Raw genomic sequence first — 16,593 nt, forward strand, 5'->3', positions numbered from 1 at the left:
TTCGAGCCGTCGCAGTCCTGTCGTGATCCGCATCACTGAGGACCGCCGCGCCGAGGTGCCGCTCGGGCGGCGGGGGCCGGTTCACTCAAGGAAACCCATGCTCACCGATTGTCGCAAAGCCGTCGCGTGTTGGCCTGTCTGTGAACAATTTTTCGGCCAGATGGACGCCTAGCAGGGCACAGCCTCCAACAAGCGCAAACGAAGGGAGCTGAGTTCCACCCAGTGCCGAGGCCAAGTGATTACCAGTTTTATCGCAATGGCCCGCCGGATCGGACCGTGTCCCTGAGCTCCATGCCCATCTATATCGGGGCGGCGATGATCGCGGTGGCGATCTTGCTGTCGACACTAATCACGGGGCTGACCTCCCGCTATGTCGGGCTTCAAGCGCCGACCGACGAGAACATGTGGCTGGTCGATCGTCTCACCGGCAACGTCTATCGCTGCCAGGCGGAGGAGCGCGGCAAGGCCTCGTGCGAACCCGATGTCGCAACAGGCAGCGTCGGCGACCGGTCCAAAGCCCCGAAAGCCGGCCGCTGAGTCCTGCCGTCTTCGCACCGCAGCAAGAAATTGTCTTCTCCACGAAACGTCTTCGCGGGAGAATACGTATTGCGAAGGCCGACATGACGCCGGTTTCGTTTTGCGGAGGAGACTTTTCGATGAAAATCTTGCTCACAGCTGCAGCTTTGGTCGCGTTCGCCGTTTCCCCTGCATCTGCCGCGATGATGGCGTGCACCAGCGACAATATGATGAAGTCCGCCGCCATGATGGGCGGCACGGCGGATACGCCGGCCAAGACGGCCATGAACAAGGAAATGGCCATGGCCAACACCGACATGAGCAACGGCAAGATGAAAAGCGCCTGCATGCATTACATGAAGGCGCAGAAGGCCATGTCGATGAAGTAGCAAGCGCCTTCCGACCGCGCTGTCAGCAGATGGCGGCGCGGTTTTTCCTTGTCCGCTCCTGGATCGGCTTCTTGGCTGGATGCGAATCCCGCTACACTGCATTCCGCAATGTCCCGCGCGCCCAAACCGATTCCACTCACCACGACACAGGCCCGGCAAATCTGGCTTCATGCCCAGCGGCTGGACGAGCGCGCGCCGTTCGGTGACGGCGCGCAAGCCGTCTCCGACGCGGTCGCCCATCTCGGCTATGTGCAGATCGACACCATCAACGTGATCGAGCGCTGCCATCATCACATCCTGTTCAGCCGGATTCCGTCCTACCGGCGCGCCGACCTGCGCCATGCCCAGAGCGTCGACAAGAGCGTCTTTGAATATTGGACGCATGCGCTGTCTTACGTGCCGGCCGGCGACTTCCGCTTCTTCCTGCCGGCGATGTGCGAGCACCGCCGCGAGGGGCACAAATGGTTCGCCTCGGTGAAACCTGCCGACATGCGCAAGGTGATGCGGCTGGTGCGCGCCGGCCCGCTGACGATCCGCGACATCGAGGACGACGTGCTCACCGAGAAGGAGCATCTCTGGCAAAGCCGAAAACCCTCGAAGCGGGCATTGCAGCTCGCCTTCTACATGGGTGCCGTGACCGTCAGCGAGCGCCAGGGCATGCTCAAGACTTATGAGCTGATGACGCGCCATTTCGGCTGGGACAAGCTGCCGAAGCCGGCGTCGGCAAAGGACATCACGGTCTATCTGCTCGATCGCGCGCTGCGATCGCAAGGTGTCGTGAGCCTCGATTCGGTCTGCCATCTCAACGCGCCGCGCAAGCCGGCGGTGGCTGCCCTGATCGGCTCGCGCGTCCGCCGTGGCGAGCTCGTGCCTGTCGCCATCGACGGTGCCGGCAAGCAGGAGCACTGGGCAGTGCCGGCTGCGCTCGAGCCGGGCGAGTGCGCGCCGCCGGATCTGGTCCATATCCTGTCGCCGTTCGATCCGCTGATCATCCAGCGCAAGCGCACCAATCTCATTTTCGGTTACAACCATTTGTTCGAGGCCTATGTGCCGAAGGCCAAACGCAAGCTCGGCTATTTCGCGCTGCCCGTGCTGGTCGGCGACGAGATCGTCGCCGCGCTCGATCTGAAGACCGACCGGCAGGCGAAGAAGCTGCTGATGCAGAAATGGACCTGGGTCGGCGAGGGGAAGAAGACCGCGGGGCGCAAGGAGCTCAAACGGAAGATCGAGGAGGAGCTCGATCGCTTTGCGAAGTTTCAATTGGCAGAGTAGTTGTGCGCGGCGGGGATCACCGAGCTCTGTCGTAGCGCAACGTGGTGGCCGGCTGCGCCCCTTGCATTGCTTGCTCCATTGACTCTTTCGCGGCGATGCTCAAAACCCCGGATCAGCCCATAAAAGCAACAACCCGGGGGAAGCCATGAGCCAGACCACGACCTATGCCGGTTCGACCGGCGCAGCCAAGTCGGAAATCGAGACCTCGACGATCCGCGCCATCTCCTGGCGTCTGATCCCGTTCCTGGTGCTGGCCTATTTCTTCTCCTATCTCGACCGCGTCAATCTCGGCTTCGCCGCGCTGACCATGAATGCCGAGCTGAAATTCACGCCGCTGATCTTCTCCTGGGGCGCCGGCATCTTCTTCATCGGCTATTTCATCTTCGAGGTGCCGAGCAATCTGGCGCTGGAGAAGTTCGGCGCCAGCCGCTGGATCGCCCGCATCATGGTGACCTGGGGCATCATCTCGGCGCTGATGGCGCTCACGAGCGGGGTCACGAGCTTCTACGTGCTGCGCTTCCTGCTCGGCGTCGCCGAAGCCGGCTTCTTCCCCGGCATCATCCTCTATCTCACTTATTGGTATCCGGCCGAATATCGCGCCCGCTTCCTCGCGGCCTTCGCCATCGCCGTTCCGGTCTCCACCGTGATCGGCGCGCCGGTCTCTGGCCTGCTGCTCGGCCTCGACGGGGCCATGGGCCTGAAGGGCTGGCAGTGGCTGTTCATCATTGAGGGCATTCCCTCCGTGCTGCTCGGCATCGTCACCTGGTTCTATCTCACCGACAGGCCAGAGAAGGCGGATTGGCTCTCGGCCGAGCAGAAGGCCTGGCTCAAGACCAAGCTCGATGCCGAGATCGCGGCCAAGCAGGCGGTGAAGCATATGTCGCTCGGCGAGGCGCTGACCTCACCTAAGGTGATCATGCTGAGCCTCGTCTATTTCGGCTTCGTCGGCGCGCTCTATGGCATGCAGTTCTGGCTGCCGCAGATCGTCAAGGCGTTCGGCCTCACCAACGCCCAGACCGGCTTCGTCACCGCGATTCCGTATCTGTTCGGCACCATCGCAATGATCCTGTGGGCGCGGCATTCCGATGCCACGCGCGAGCGCGTGATGCATGTCGGCGCGCCGTTGCTGCTCACCGCCGTCGCTCTCGGCGTCTCCAGCTATCTCACCGACCCCACCCTGACGATGATCGTGCTGACGGTTGCCGCGATCGGCGTGTTCTGCTGCTTCGGCGTGTTCTGGACCCTGCCGACGGCCTGGCTCTCCGGCACGGCGGCGGCCGGCGCCATCGCTCTGATCAACTCGATCGGCAATCTCGCCGGGTTCGGCGGACCGTATCTGATCGGCTGGGTCAAGGAAGCCACCGGGCAGACCTCGACCGGACTGCTCGTGCTCGCGGTGCTGCCGCTGATCGCCGGCATCCTGGTCTTCATCGGTGGCCACGACAGCAAGCACGAGTTCGCCGAACAGGGGCGGTAGCCTCGAAATGTCGCCCTGGCGAAAGCCAGGCCCATTCCGTGCGGTCCCTCTGGGCCGCGGCGCGACGCTCTCTTCCAACAGTCCGGGCTTTCCGCCAAGGGCAGCGGGGAGGTTACCACCTCTTAACGATCACGCTTTCCTGATGACTGACGATTATTGACTTTCATCAGTGATTAGTCGACATTCCTCTCATTGCAGCCGAGGGAGTGTCCTCCGATGTTCGTCCGATCCGTTTTGTCCAGCTATTCGAGGCTTTTGGCCGGTGTTTCGCTGGCGCTGATGGCTGCCGCCCTCGCTGGGTGCAATGACACCGTCGCTGAAAAGGCCGACCCGCCGCGGCCGGTCCTGGTCGCCACCGCCCACTACGATGCCGAAAAGCCCGAGCGCAGCTTCGTCGGCACGATCAGGCCGCGGATCGAGAGCGATCTGGGCTTTCGGGTCGCGGGCAAGGTCGCCAAGCGTCTGGTCGAAGTTGGCCAGACCGTCGAGATCGGTCAGCCGCTCGCGGTCCTCGATGAGGTCGATCTGAAGCTCCAGGCCGAGCAAGCCGTCGCCGAACAGACCGCTGCGACCGGCGTGCTGGCCCAGGCCGCCGCGGCCGAGCAGCGCGCCAAGGATTTGAAGGCCAAGGGCTGGACCACCGACGCGCAGCTGGATTCGAGCCGCGCCGCTGCCGACGAGGCCCGCGCCCGCCTGAACCGGGCCGAGCGCTCGGTCGAACTGACCAACAATTCCCTTTCCTACGCGACGCTCAACGCCGACGCCCGTGGCGTCGTCACCGCAACGCTGATCGAGCCTGGCCAGGTGGTTGCCGCAGGCCAGACCTCGATCCGTGTCGCCCGCTTTGCCGAAAAGGAAGCGGTCGTCGCGATCCCTGAGACGCTGGTCGGACGTGCCAAATCGGGCGCCGCCAGCGTCACTCTTTGGTCGGAGCCGGGCAAAAAGTACACGGCCAAGCTGCGCGAGATCGCGCCCACCGCGGATCCCGCCACGCGCACCTATCTTGCCAAGTTTTCGCTGCCCGAGGCCGACGACAAGGTCTCGCTCGGCATGACCGCGACGCTGACGCTGTCGGACGCCGCCACCGAACGCGTCGCGCGGCTGCCGCTGTCGGCGCTGTTCAACGAAGGCGGCAAGCCGTCCTTCTACGTCGTCGACGACAACGGCGCGGTCACGCTGAAGCCGGTCGTGGTGAAGTCCTACGAGAGCAACGACGTCGTCATCACCGGTGGTGTCGAAGAGGGCGCCAAGATCGTCGCCCTCGGCGTTCAGAAGCTCGATCCCGGCCAGAAGGTACGGGTCGTGTCGTCACTGTCCTTTTAAGTCTCTTTTACGAGTTACGTCGTGTGAGGTGAGTTTCGGCCCAAGCGCAAATGCTGGGGCTGAAGCGGCGAAGCGATCCAGAACCTGCCCAGCCCCCTGGATTGCTTCGCTGCCTCGCGACGACGCGTTCAACAGAGTGGCTGTGGTTTTTTGCAACCGGATCATCTTTGGAGAGTGCGATGAAGCGCTTCAATCTTTCGGCCTGGGCCGTCAGCCATCCGACGCTGATCCTGTTCCTGATGCTCATACTCGGCGTCGCCGGATTCTTCTCCTATCAGAAGCTCGGTCGCGCCGAGGATCCGTTCTTCACGGTGAAGGTGGTCAACGTCTCCGTGCTGTGGCCGGGCGCGACAGCGCAGGAAATGCAGGCGCAGGTCGCCGATCCCATCGAGAAGAAGATCCAGGAGCTGCCCTACTTCGAGAAGGTGCAGACCTATTCCAAGCCCGGATTCACTGCGCTCCAGGTGACCTTCCGCGATTCTACGCCGCCGAAGGACGTGCCGTATCTCTTTTATCTGCTGCGCAAGAAGCTGGTCGACGTGCAGGGCCAGCTGCCCGCAGGGATTCTCGGGCCCGTCGTCAACGACGAGTTCTCCGACGTCGATTCCATCCTCTACATGATGACGGGCGACGGCGCCGACTACGCCCAGCTCAAGAAGGTCTCGGAAGGTTTCCGTCAGCGCCTTCTGAAGGTGCCGGGCGTGACCAAGGTCGACGTTTACGGCAACCAGGATGAGCGCATCTTCGTCGAGTTCAGCCATGCCAAGCTCGCCACGCTCGGCATCACGCCGCAGGCGCTGTTCGATTCGCTCGCCAAGCAGAACAACGTGACGCCGGCCGGCACGGTCGAGACCTCGTCGCAGCGCGTGCCGCTGCGCGTCACCGGTGCGCTCGACGGCGCCAAGGCCGTCGCCGAAACCCCGGTCGAGAGCAACGGTCGCGTGTTCCGCCTCGGCGACATCGCCACCGTCACCCATGGCTATGTCGACCCGCCGAGTTTCGTCGTGCGCCAGGAAGGCAAGGCCGCGATCGGCATCGGCGTCGTCACCGCCAAGGGCGCCAACATCCTCGATCTCGGCAAGGAGGTCGAGAAGGCGACGGCTGAATTCATGAAGGCGGTGCCGCAGGGCGTCGACGTCAAACTGATCGCCGACCAGCCCAAGGTGGTCGAGCACGCGGTCGGCGAGTTCGTACACTCTTTCATGGAAGCCCTCGTCATCGTGCTGTTCGTGTCGTTCCTGGCGCTTGGCTGGCGCACCGGCATCGTGGTCGCATTGTCGGTGCCCCTGGTGCTCGGCATCGTCTTCGTCGTCATGAACACGATGTCGCTCGACCTGCACCGCATCACGCTCGGTGCGCTGATCATCGCGCTCGGCCTGCTGGTGGATGACGCCATCATCGCCGTCGAGATGATGGTGGTGAAGATGGAGCAGGGCTGGGACCGCATGCGTGCGGCGTCCTTTGCCTGGGAATCCACTGCGTTTCCGATGCTCACGGGAACGCTGGTCACGGCCGCTGGCTTCCTCCCCATCGGCTTTGCCAATTCCGCGGTCGGCGAATATGCCGGCAGCATCTTCTGGATCGTGGCGATCGCGCTGGTCGCGTCCTGGTTCGTGGCGGTGATCTTCACGCCCTATATCGGCGTCATGCTGCTGCCCAACATCAAGGTGCACCACAATCACGATCCGCACGCGGTCTACGAGACCCGCATGTATCGGGGCCTGCGCGCCATCGTGCAGTGGTGCGTCGACCACCGCATCACCGTGGTGGTCGCGACCGTCGGCGTCTTCATCGCCTCGATCGTCGGTTTCGGCCACGTCCAGCAGCAGTTCTTCCCGCTGTCCGAGCGTCCCGAGCTGTTCCTCCAGCTTCGCCTGCCCGAGGGCACCGCCTTCAACGTCACCGAAAAGGCGGTGAAGAAGGCCGAGACCATGCTCAAGGACGACAAGGACATCGAGACCTACACGGCCTATGTCGGACAGGGCTCGCCGCGCTTCTGGCTCGGCCTCAATCCGCAGCTTCCGAACGAGGCTTTTGCCGAAATCGTCATCGTCGCAAAGGGGGTCGAGGCGCGCGAGCGCATCAAGGCCAAGCTTGAACACGCCGTTGCCGACGGCGCGCTCAACGAGGCCCGCGTGCGCGTCGACCGCTTCAATTTCGGTCCCCCGGTTGGTTTTCCCGTGCAGTTTCGCGTCATCGGACCCGACGCCAACAAGGTGCGCGAGATCGCCTACCAAGTCCGCGACGTCATGCGGCAGAACAAGAGCGTCAAGGACGTCCAGCTCGATTGGAACGAGCAGTCGCCTTACCTCAAGCTCGTCGTCGACCAGGATCGCGCACGCGCCATGGGCCTGACCCCGCAGGACGTGTCGCAGGCGCTGTCGATGCTGATCTCGGGCTCGCAGGTGACGACCGTGCGCGACGGCATCGAAAAGGTCGGCGTGGTCGCGCGCGCCGTCTCGTCCGAGCGGCTCGACCTCGGCGCCGTCGGCGATCTCACCATCACCTCGCGCAACGGCGTGGCCGTGCCGCTGCAGCAGATCGCCAAGATCGAGTATGCGCACGAGGAACCGATCATGTGGCGGCGTAACCGCGACATGGCGATCACCGTGCGCTCCGACGTCGTCGACGGCGTGCAGGCGCCCGACGTCACCGGCCAGATCGCGCCGAAGCTGAAGGCAATCAAGGACAACCTGGAGCCGGCCTACCGCATCGAGGCGGGCGGCGCGTTCGAGGAATCCGCCAAGGGCAACGCCTCGATCTTCATTCTCTTCCCGCTGATGGTCATGGTGATGCTGACGCTGCTGATGTTCCAGCTGCAGAGCTTCTCGCGCCTGATCCTGGTGTTTCTGACTGCGCCGCTCGGCATCGTCGGCGCCTCGTTCGGGCTCAACATCGCCAACGCCCCGTTCGGCTTCGTGGCGCTGCTCGGCCTGATCGCGCTCGCCGGCATGATCATGCGTAACGCCGTGATCCTGGTGGATCAGATCGAGACCGACGTCTCGCACGGCCTGACCCGCCGCGAGGCGATCGTGGAGGCCACCGTCCGCCGCGCCCGTCCGGTGGTGCTGACGGCGCTTGCCGCCATCCTCGCCATGATCCCGCTGTCGCGCTCGGCATTCTGGGGGCCGATGGCGATCACCATCATGGGTGGCTTGTTCGTCGCGACCTTCCTGACGCTGCTGTACCTGCCGGGCCTCTACGCCCTCTGGTTCCGCAAGAGCCTGGATGAGGCGGGCACGCCCGAGCAGCCTGCCGCGCCGCAGCATGGGAGCGATGACCAGAACGCAATTCCGCTTGCTGAGGCGGCTGAATAAGTGAAGATGAACTGCTGATTGACGAGTCTGACAGATGACACTGGTTTCGGAACATATCGAAGGCGACACCCGGGAACGCATTCTCGAGGTGGCCGAGAGGCTGTTCCGCCAGATCGGCTATCTCAAGACCACGGTCGGCGACATCGCCAAGGAGCTCAAGATGAGCCCCGCCAACGTCTATCGCTTCTTCGAATCGAAGAAGGCGATCCATCAGGCGGTGGCCCGTTCGCTAATGGGCGAGGTCGAGCTGGAAGCGCAGCGGATCGTGGCCAGGCCCGGTCCGGTACTGCCGCGATTCCGTGAGCTGCTCACCACCATCAATCGCATGAACACCGAGCGCTATGTCGGCGACAATAAGCTGCACGAGATGGTCGAGATCGCGATGCAGGAGGACTGGGACGTCTGCGTCAACCACATGGAGTGCATTGCCGGGGTCATCGGCCAGATGATCACGCAAGGCGTGGCTTCCGGCGAGTTCGAGGCGCCGGACCTGCAACTGGCTGCGCTGTGCGCCTGCACCGCGATGATGCGCTTTTTCCACCCCCAGATGATCGCCCAGTGCGCTACCAAGCCGGGCCCGACCATCGACCAGATGATCGATTTCGTCATCGCGGGATTGTCGCCGCGCCACTGACGCGGCGGCGGATTTCCTCCTATAAGCAGGCCGACCGCCACGGAATGACGGCTGATGGCGGGCAAGGACGGATCAACAAACTCCGTCATTGCGAGCTTTGCGAAGCAATCCAGACTGTCTCTGCGGAGGGATTTTGGATTGCTTCGCTGCGCTCGCAATGACGAGAAGGAAACAGCGCGTGACCGACAAAGACCTGCACTTCTACGAGCCCGCCAAGGGCCACGGCCTCAAGCACGATCCCTTCAACGCCATCGTCGCGCCGCGGCCGATCGGCTGGATTTCGTCGCGCGACACCAACGGCCACGTCAACCTCGCGCCCTACAGCTTCTTCAACGCTTTCTGCTACGTCCCCCCGATCATCGGCTTCTCCTCCACCAACTGGAAGGACACGGTCGAAAACATCCAGCAGACCGGCGAGTTCGTCTGGAACCTCGCCACCATGGACCTGGCCAGGCACATGAACGCGACTGCGGCGCATGTTGGCCCTGAGGTCGACGAGTTCAAAGTTGCGGGCCTCACCGCCGTGCCCGGCAGGCTCGTCAACGTGCCGCGCGTCGGCGAGAGTCCCGTCGCCTTCGAATGCAAGGTGTCCGATATCGTCCGCCTCAAGGGCGCCGACGGCAAGGAAGCCAATGCCTGGCTGACGCTCGGCGAGGTCGTTGCCGTCCACATCGACAAGGCCATGATCAAGGACGGCGTCTACCAGACCGCCGCCGCCCGCCCGATCGTACGCGCCGGCCGCAGCGGGGATTATTTCGAAATCAAGCCGGAAAACATGTTCGAGATGGTGCGGCCGGATTAGACCGGCCGACCGCGAAGCTATCCCCTCCCGGAACTGCCACCACGCCTCGGCCGTTATGGCCCCTGGGCGGCTGCCCGGCCGCGTCAATTCGCGTCTTTCCGCAGGCGAAGTCTTCACCGCCGCCGGCCACTTTCCGCTAAAATGCCCGATCACCGCGCCGATGCATGAGGTCCGCCATGAGCTTCCGCCGCGACACCCTGACCAAGCCGATTTTCTCCTGGGCGCGCGGCGTGCTGCCGGCGATGTCGGACACCGAGCGCGAGGCGCTGGAGGCCGGCGACGTCTGGTGGGACGCCGATCTCTTCACCGGCAACCCCGATTGGTCGAAGCTGCTGAAGGTCCCGCAGGCAACGCTGACCGAAGAGGAGCGGGCCTTCCTCAACGGCCCCGTCGACGAGCTTTGCGCCATGCTCGACGAGTGGAAGATCTTTTGGGAATGGCGCGACCTGCCGCCCGATGTCTGGCACTTCGTCAAGCGCGAAAAATTCTTCGGCATGATCATTCCGAAGGAGTTCGGCGGCCTCGGCTTCTCGCCCTATGCGCATTCGGAAGTGGTGCGCAAGATATCGACCCGCTCGATCGCCGCCGCGGTGACGGTGATGGTGCCGAACTCGTTGGGCCCCGGCGAGCTCCTGATGCACTTCGGCACGAAGGAGCAGCAGCAGCGCTGGCTGCCGCGTCTTGCCGATGGCCGCGACATTCCCTGCTTCGGCCTCACCAGCCCCGAGGCCGGCTCTGATGCCGCCTCGATGGTCGACACCGGCATCATCTGCAAAGGCACCTTCGAGGGCCAGGAGGTGCTGGGCCTGAAGCTCAACTGGCACAAGCGCTACATCACGCTCGGCCCCGTCGCGACGCTGCTTGGCCTCGCCTTCAAGGCCTATGATCCCGATTATCTCGTCGGCGACCAGGAAGAGCTCGGCATCAGCGTGGCGCTGATCCCGACCAATCTTCCCGGCGTCGAAATCGGCAAACGCCATTTGCCCTCGATGCAGGTCTTCCAGAACGGTCCGAACTGGGGCCGCGACGTTTTCATTCCGCTCGACTACGTCATCGGCGGCCAGGCGCGGCTGGGGCAGGGCTGGAAGATGCTGATGACGGCGCTCGCCGCCGGCCGCGGCATCTCGTTGCCGTCGCTCTCCGCCGCCGGCGCCGCCTATGCCGCCCGCACCACCGGCGCCTATGCCCGCATCCGCGAGCAGTTCGGCATCTCCATCTCCAAATTCGAGGGCGTCGAGGAGCCGCTCGCCCGCATTGTCGCCACTGCCTATCAGCTCGACGCGGCGCGACGGCTGACCTGCGCGGCACTGAATGCCGGGATCCATCCCGCCGTCATCTCGGGCATCATGAAGCTGCACGCGACCGAGCGGATGCGCACCGCGGTCGACGACGCTATGGACATCCATGGCGGCAAGGCCGTGATCGACGGTCCGCAAAACTATCTCGGCAATCTCCACCGCGCCGTTCCGGTCGGCATCACCGTCGAGGGCGCCAATATCCTCACCCGCAATCTCATCGTGTTCGGACAGGGCGCCATCCGCGCCCATCCCTATCTGCTCGACGAGATGAATGCGCTTGCCGATGCCGATCGCGAGCGCGGGCTCACCGCCTTCGACAAGGTGTTCTGGAAACATGTCGGCCACAGCTTCGAGACACTCTTGCGCGCGTTCGGCCGGAGCTGGAGCTTTGGTGTCTTCGCGCTTGCACCCGATGCGGGTGACGCCAGGCCATTCTATCGTCAGCTCTCGCGCTACTCGGCGGCTTTTGCCCTCTGCGCCGATATGGCGCTGTTGACGCTCGGCGGCGCGCTCAAGCGCAAAGAGATGCTGTCGGCGCGCTTCGGCGACATCCTGTCCGAGCTGTATCTGCTCTCTGCCGCGCTGAAGCGCTGGCAGGACGAGGGCCGGCAGAAGGAGGATTTTGCCGCGCTCGAATGGTGCATGGCGACGGGCTTTCGGACCATCGAGAACCGGCTTGCCGAGATTCTCGCCAATCTGCCGAACCGCTTCGTCGCAGGCATCCTCAAATTCGTGGTCCAGCCCTTCGGCGCCCGCGTGCTGGGTCCCTCCGACCGGGTCGTGCATCAATGCGCGAGCCTCGTGCTGGAGCCGTCGGCCGCGCGCGACCGCCTCACGCCCGATCTCGCTTATGTCGACGACGATGGCGGCTTCGCCCGGCTGGAGCGCGCGTTCAACCTGATCGCAGGTGCGGACGCCATCGCCAGGCGCATGCGCGCGGCTCATCTGAGCGACTGGAAGGATGCGGTGGCCAAGGGTGTGATCACGCAGGCGGAGGGCGAGCAGCTGGCCGCGGCCCGCGAAGCCGTTACAAAGGTGATCGAGGTCGACGATTTTGCGCCGGAGGCGCTGTCGCCGATTTACAAGAAAACCGGCGACGTGCATCAGTTCTTCCAGGAACTCGGTGAACAAAGGGCGGCGAGCTGATGGCACGACCGGTTTTCATCGTCGACGGCAGTCGGACGCCGTTTTTGAAGGCGCGTTCGGGGCCGGGGCCGTTCACGCCGGTCGATCTCGCCGTGCAATGCGGCCGGCCACTGCTGGCGCGTCAGCCGTTTTCGCCTGATACCTTCGACCAGGTCATCCTCGGCTGCGTCAACGTGATCGCGGACGAAATGAACCCGGCTCGCGTCGCCGCGCTCCGGCTCGGCATGGGCGAGGACATGGTCGCCTTCACCGTTCAGATCAATTGCGGATCCGGCATGCAGTCGATCGACACCGCGTACCGCTACATCCGCGAGGGCCATGCCGACATGATCCTGGCCGGCGGCACCGAGGCCTTGAGCCACGCGCCGCTGGTCTGGCCCAATTCCGGCGTGCGCTGGTTCGCCGGCCTCGCCACCGCCAAGGGCGTCGCCGCGAAGCTTGCCGCGGCCTTCAAGCTGCGGCCGCGCTATCTCAAACCGATCATCGGCCTCGAGCGCGGGCTGACCGATCCTATTACCGATCTCAACATGGGCCAGACGGCCGAAGTCGTCGGCCATCTCTTCGGCATCACCCGTGCGCAGTCCGATGCCTATGCCGCCGAGAGCCATCGCCGGCTCGCGCATGCGCAGGCGGAAGGTTTTCTCAAGGGCGAAGTCGAAACCGCGTTCTCCCGCGACGGAAAATTCTTCGACCATGATGATGGCGTGCGTCCGGACTCGACGGCCGAGAGGCTCGCAAAACTCCGGCCCGTGTTCGAGCGTCCCTGGGGCCAGGTCACCGCCGGCAATTCCTCGCAGATCACCGATGGCGCGTCCTGGGTGATCCTGGCGTCCGACGAAGCGGTCGCCAGGCACAAGCTGACGCCGAAGGCCGTCATCGTCGACAGCAACTGGGCCGCACTCGATCCAAGCATCATGGGTCTCGGTCCTGTGATGTCGGCGACGCCGTTACTGAAGCGCAATGATCTCACCATCCAGGACGTCGAGACCTGGGAGCTCAACGAGGCGTTCGCCACCCAAGTGCTCGGCTGCCTCGCCGCCTGGAATGACGACAAGTTCTGCCGCGAGACTTTGGGACTGGACGGCGCTGCCGGCGAGGTCGACCGCGACAAACTCAACGTCGATGGCGGCGCTATCTCGCTCGGGCATCCCGTCGGCACGTCCGGCAATCGCATCGTGCTGCATCTCGTCAACACCATGAAGCGGCTCGGCACGCGGCGCGGCGTTGCCACCGAATGCATCGGCGGCGGGCTCGGCGGCGCCATGCTGATCGAGGCGGTATGACCATGGATTCCAGGATCATGACCGCGCTCGGCGACCGCGTGCTGGAGCTCGGGCCCAAGCCCGCCGCCGATCGTCCCTACAAGCACTTCAAGCTGACGCGCGACGCCGACGGTGTCGCCTGGCTGCTGTTTGACCGCACTGACGCCAGCGCCAACACGCTGTCCTCGGAGGTGATGGAGGAGTTCGACGCCGTGCTGGCGGCGATCGAGACCGAGCGCCCTGCCGGCCTCGTGATCCGCTCCGCAAAGCCGTCCGGCTTCATCGCGGGCGCCGACGTCAACGAATTTCGCGGCGCCAGTGACGCCGGGATGGTGGAGACGCGGATCCGCGCCGCCCATGCGGTGGTCGATCATCTTGAAGCGCTGAAGCTGCCGACGGTCGCGGTGATCCACGGCTTCTGCCTCGGCGGCGGGCTCGAAGTCGCGCTCGCCTGCCAATCGCGCATCGCGATCGACGGCGCGCGCTTCGGTTTCCCTGAGGTGATGCTGGGGCTACATCCCGGTCTCGGCGGCACCGCGCGTTTCACTGCGCTGGTCAATCCGACACAATCGATGGCCCTGATGCTGACCGGCCGCACCATCGATGCCCGCCGCGCCAGATCGCTCGGCCTCGTCGACACCGTGACGCAGGAGCGCCACGTTCGCAATGCCGTCAAGGATGCGCTGTTCGGCCGCCTCAAGAGGGCGCGGCCGGGTTTTCTGACGCGTGCGGCGAATTTCGGCCCGGTGCGCGGGCTGCTGGCCAAACGGATGCGATCGGAGGCGGCGAAGGCCGCGTCCCGCGAGCATTATCCGGCGCCCTATGCCTTGATCGATCTCTGGGAGACCCATGGCGGCAGCAAGGCCGCGATGCTCGGGGCAGAGCAGGCCTCGTTCGCCAAGCTGATGGTGACGCCGACCGCGCAGAATTTGATCCGCGTGTTCTTCCTGCGCGAGCAGATGAAGAAAGCGGCAGGCTCCGGCAACACGATCAGGCATGCCCACGTCATCGGCGCGGGCGCCATGGGCGGCGACATCGCGGCCTGGTGCGCGGGGCAGGGGGTGCGCGTCTCGCTCGCCGACATGAAGGCGGAGCCGATCGCGGGCGCAGTCAAGCGCGCCGCCGAGCTCTACGGCAAGATCATCCGCAAGCCGACCGAGGTGCGCGACGCGCTCGATCGCCTCATGCCTGACATGGATGGGGAGGGCGTCCGCAACGCCGATCTCATCATCGAGGCGGTCCCGGAGAAGCTCGAGCTCAAGCAGAAGGTCTATGCCGGCCTCGAGCCGCGAATGAAGCCGGGCGCGATCCTCGCGACCAACACGTCGAGCATTCCGCTGCAGGATTTGCGCACCACGCTGGCGCGGCCGGAGCGGCTGGTCGGTCTCCACTTCTTCAACCCGGTGTCGCGGTTGCAACTGGTCGAAGTCGTCAGCCATGACGGTAACGATACGCAGGTGCTGAAGGAGGCACTCGCCTTCGTCGGCGCGATCGATCGGCTGCCGTTGCCGGTGAAGAGCTCGCCGGGCTTCCTCGTCAACCGCGCGCTGACGCCTTACATGCTGGAAGCGATGGTGATGCTGGACGAGAAGATCGACCAGCGCCTGATCGACGCCGCCGCGGAGCAGTTCGGCATGCCGATGGGGCCGATCGAACTGGCCGACCAGGTCGGGCTCGACATTTGTCTCGATGTCGGCGACATGCTGCGCACCAAGTTCGGCGATCTGCTGCCGCCGACGCCGGCCTGGCTGCGCGAGAAGGTCGCCAAGGGCGAACTCGGCCGCAAGACCGGCAAGGGCTTTTACGTCTGGCGTGACGGCAAGGCCGAGAAGGCGCCGTTGCCCGAGACCGGTCCGCGCGTCACCGACCAGATGATCGACCGCCTGGTGCTGCCGATGTCCAACGTCTGCGTCGCGGCGCTTCGCGAGGGTATCGTGGATGATGCCGACATGGTCGACGGCGCCATGATCTTCGGCACCGGTTATGCACCGTTCCGTGGCGGCCCGTTGAATTATGCGCGCACGCGTGGCGTCGATCATGTCGTATCCACCTTGCGCGCGCTGGCCGGAAGATTCGGCGAGCGCTTTGCGCCGGATCCGGGCTGGGACAATTTCAAGTGAGCAATTTCAAGTGAGCAATCTTCAAGTGAGAGCGGCATGAACGAGCAAGCCGATGCCGGGCCGGGCGGCGATCTCTGCATTCGCACGCTGGCGATGCCTGCCGACACCAACGCCAACGGTGACATCTTCGGCGGCTGGCTGCTCAGCCAGATGGACGTCGGCGGCGGCGTGTTTGCGTCAAAGGTCGCGAAGTCGCGCACCGTGACCGTCGCCATCGAGGCGATGAATTTCCGCAAGGCCGTCTATGTCGGCGATCTCGTTTCGGTCCACGCCCACCTCGTTCGCGTCGGGCGCACCTCCATCACCGTGCATCTGGAAGCATGGGCGCTGCGCCGCGGCGAGCAGCAACCGTTCCTCGTCACCGACGGCAACTTCACCTACGTCTCGATCGACGAGCACGGCCGCCCGCAGCCGGTTCGCCCGACCGACACCGCGATCGCGACGTAATCGCACGCGGCGTTGCGCCTCATCTGTCTGATGCGTGCGGCAACACCAAACGCGGCGCGACTGAGTCCCGCCGCCGCGGCTTTGCCAAGAACCAGTCATAAAACGGATGAGGTCCCGGCGTACTCCGTCGCGTGTCGATCCGGGGTGGAAACGGCGTCAAAATGCCCAGGAACCTTTGGGCAGAACTGCCGTTGTTTGCCCGCACTGAGGAATCCACGGACCATGCCGGACAGCTACATCATCGAAGTCGATTCGCAGACCGCAGGTATCGTCGTTCGTTCCCAGGGAGGCTACTGCTTTTTCGCCTCGTCCAGCCGCTTCAACCGTCTCGAAGGCCAGCTCTTCCGCAACGCCCGCGAAGCCGAGCGCGCCGCGCGCAAGCTGGTTAACGGTGATGTGAAGGAAGCGGCTTAGTCCTCCCGCGGGTCATTCCGGGCCGCGTGTGGCCCGAGAGGTGGGAATCTTTTGCCGCGAACTCTGCCTTCCCTTCTCGCCTTGTTGGAGAAGGTGGCGCGTAGCGCCGGATGAGGGGTCGTCTCCGCGAATTCCAATGCGAGAGGATTCGTTGTCGGACAGAAACCCCTCACCCG

The 16,593-nt window shown here is 64.4% G+C and carries 13 protein-coding genes; all 13 read left to right on the forward strand.

The annotated features are described in order from the left end of the window. The first annotated feature begins 291 nt into the window (after positions 1–291). Entirely contained in the window at positions 292–537 is a 246-nt protein-coding gene (locus IVB19_RS08775) for a hypothetical protein (protein WP_018455000.1), read from the forward strand. Positions 538–656: 119 nt separating this feature from the next. Next, positions 657–905, forward strand: coding sequence for a hypothetical protein (locus IVB19_RS08780; RefSeq protein ID WP_007595197.1), 249 nt, complete (start codon positions 657–659; stop codon positions 903–905). A gap of 108 nt (positions 906–1,013) precedes the next feature. After that, complete coding sequence (locus IVB19_RS08785; RefSeq protein ID WP_018454999.1) at positions 1,014–2,177, forward strand: winged helix-turn-helix domain-containing protein; 1,164 nt, start codon at positions 1,014–1,016, stop codon at positions 2,175–2,177. 145 nt (positions 2,178–2,322) lie between these two features. Continuing rightward, positions 2,323–3,654, forward strand: a complete 1,332-nt coding sequence (locus tag IVB19_RS08790) for an MFS transporter (RefSeq protein WP_018454998.1) — start codon at positions 2,323–2,325, stop codon at positions 3,652–3,654. Between the two features lie 216 nt (positions 3,655–3,870). Further along, positions 3,871–4,977: an efflux RND transporter periplasmic adaptor subunit gene (locus tag IVB19_RS08795; protein ID WP_085361298.1), complete on the forward strand. Its 1,107-nt coding sequence runs from the start codon at positions 3,871–3,873 to the stop codon at positions 4,975–4,977. A 179-nt stretch (positions 4,978–5,156) separates the two neighbouring features. Next, positions 5,157–8,294, forward strand: a complete 3,138-nt coding sequence (locus IVB19_RS08800) for an efflux RND transporter permease subunit (protein ID WP_018454996.1) — start codon at positions 5,157–5,159, stop codon at positions 8,292–8,294. Positions 8,295–8,328: 34 nt separating this feature from the next. Then, positions 8,329–8,928: a TetR/AcrR family transcriptional regulator gene (locus IVB19_RS08805; protein ID WP_018454995.1), complete on the forward strand. Its 600-nt coding sequence runs from the start codon at positions 8,329–8,331 to the stop codon at positions 8,926–8,928. Between the two features lie 178 nt (positions 8,929–9,106). Beyond that, the gene (locus IVB19_RS08810) at positions 9,107–9,730 is read left to right on the forward strand and encodes a flavin reductase family protein (protein ID WP_026232855.1); all 624 of its coding nucleotides are present in this window, start codon (positions 9,107–9,109) and stop codon (positions 9,728–9,730) included. A 176-nt stretch (positions 9,731–9,906) separates the two neighbouring features. Further along, entirely contained in the window at positions 9,907–12,174 is a 2,268-nt protein-coding gene (locus IVB19_RS08815; RefSeq protein WP_018454993.1) for an acyl-CoA dehydrogenase, read from the forward strand. Further along, complete coding sequence (locus IVB19_RS08820; RefSeq protein ID WP_247821328.1) at positions 12,174–13,457, forward strand: acetyl-CoA C-acetyltransferase; 1,284 nt, start codon at positions 12,174–12,176, stop codon at positions 13,455–13,457. The genes IVB19_RS08815 and IVB19_RS08820 overlap by 1 nt, the downstream gene beginning before the upstream one ends. Positions 13,458–13,459: 2 nt before the next feature. Further along, entirely contained in the window at positions 13,460–15,556 is a 2,097-nt protein-coding gene (locus tag IVB19_RS08825) for a 3-hydroxyacyl-CoA dehydrogenase NAD-binding domain-containing protein (RefSeq protein WP_247299594.1), read from the forward strand. 36 nt (positions 15,557–15,592) lie between these two features. Then, positions 15,593–16,003 carry an acyl-CoA thioesterase gene (locus IVB19_RS08830; protein ID WP_018454990.1) on the forward strand — a complete coding sequence of 137 codons (411 nt, stop codon included), beginning with the start codon at positions 15,593–15,595 and terminating at the stop codon, positions 16,001–16,003. Positions 16,004–16,225: 222 nt separating this feature from the next. Next, a complete protein-coding gene (locus tag IVB19_RS08835) occupies positions 16,226–16,417 on the forward strand; it encodes a hypothetical protein (protein WP_018454989.1) in 192 nt (63 codons plus the stop codon). The last annotated feature ends 176 nt before the right edge of the window (positions 16,418–16,593 follow it).

It is taken from the genome of Bradyrhizobium sp. 187, from assembly GCF_023101005.1.
In the GTDB taxonomy this organism is placed as follows: Bacteria; Pseudomonadota; Alphaproteobacteria; order Rhizobiales; family Xanthobacteraceae; genus Bradyrhizobium; species Bradyrhizobium canariense_D.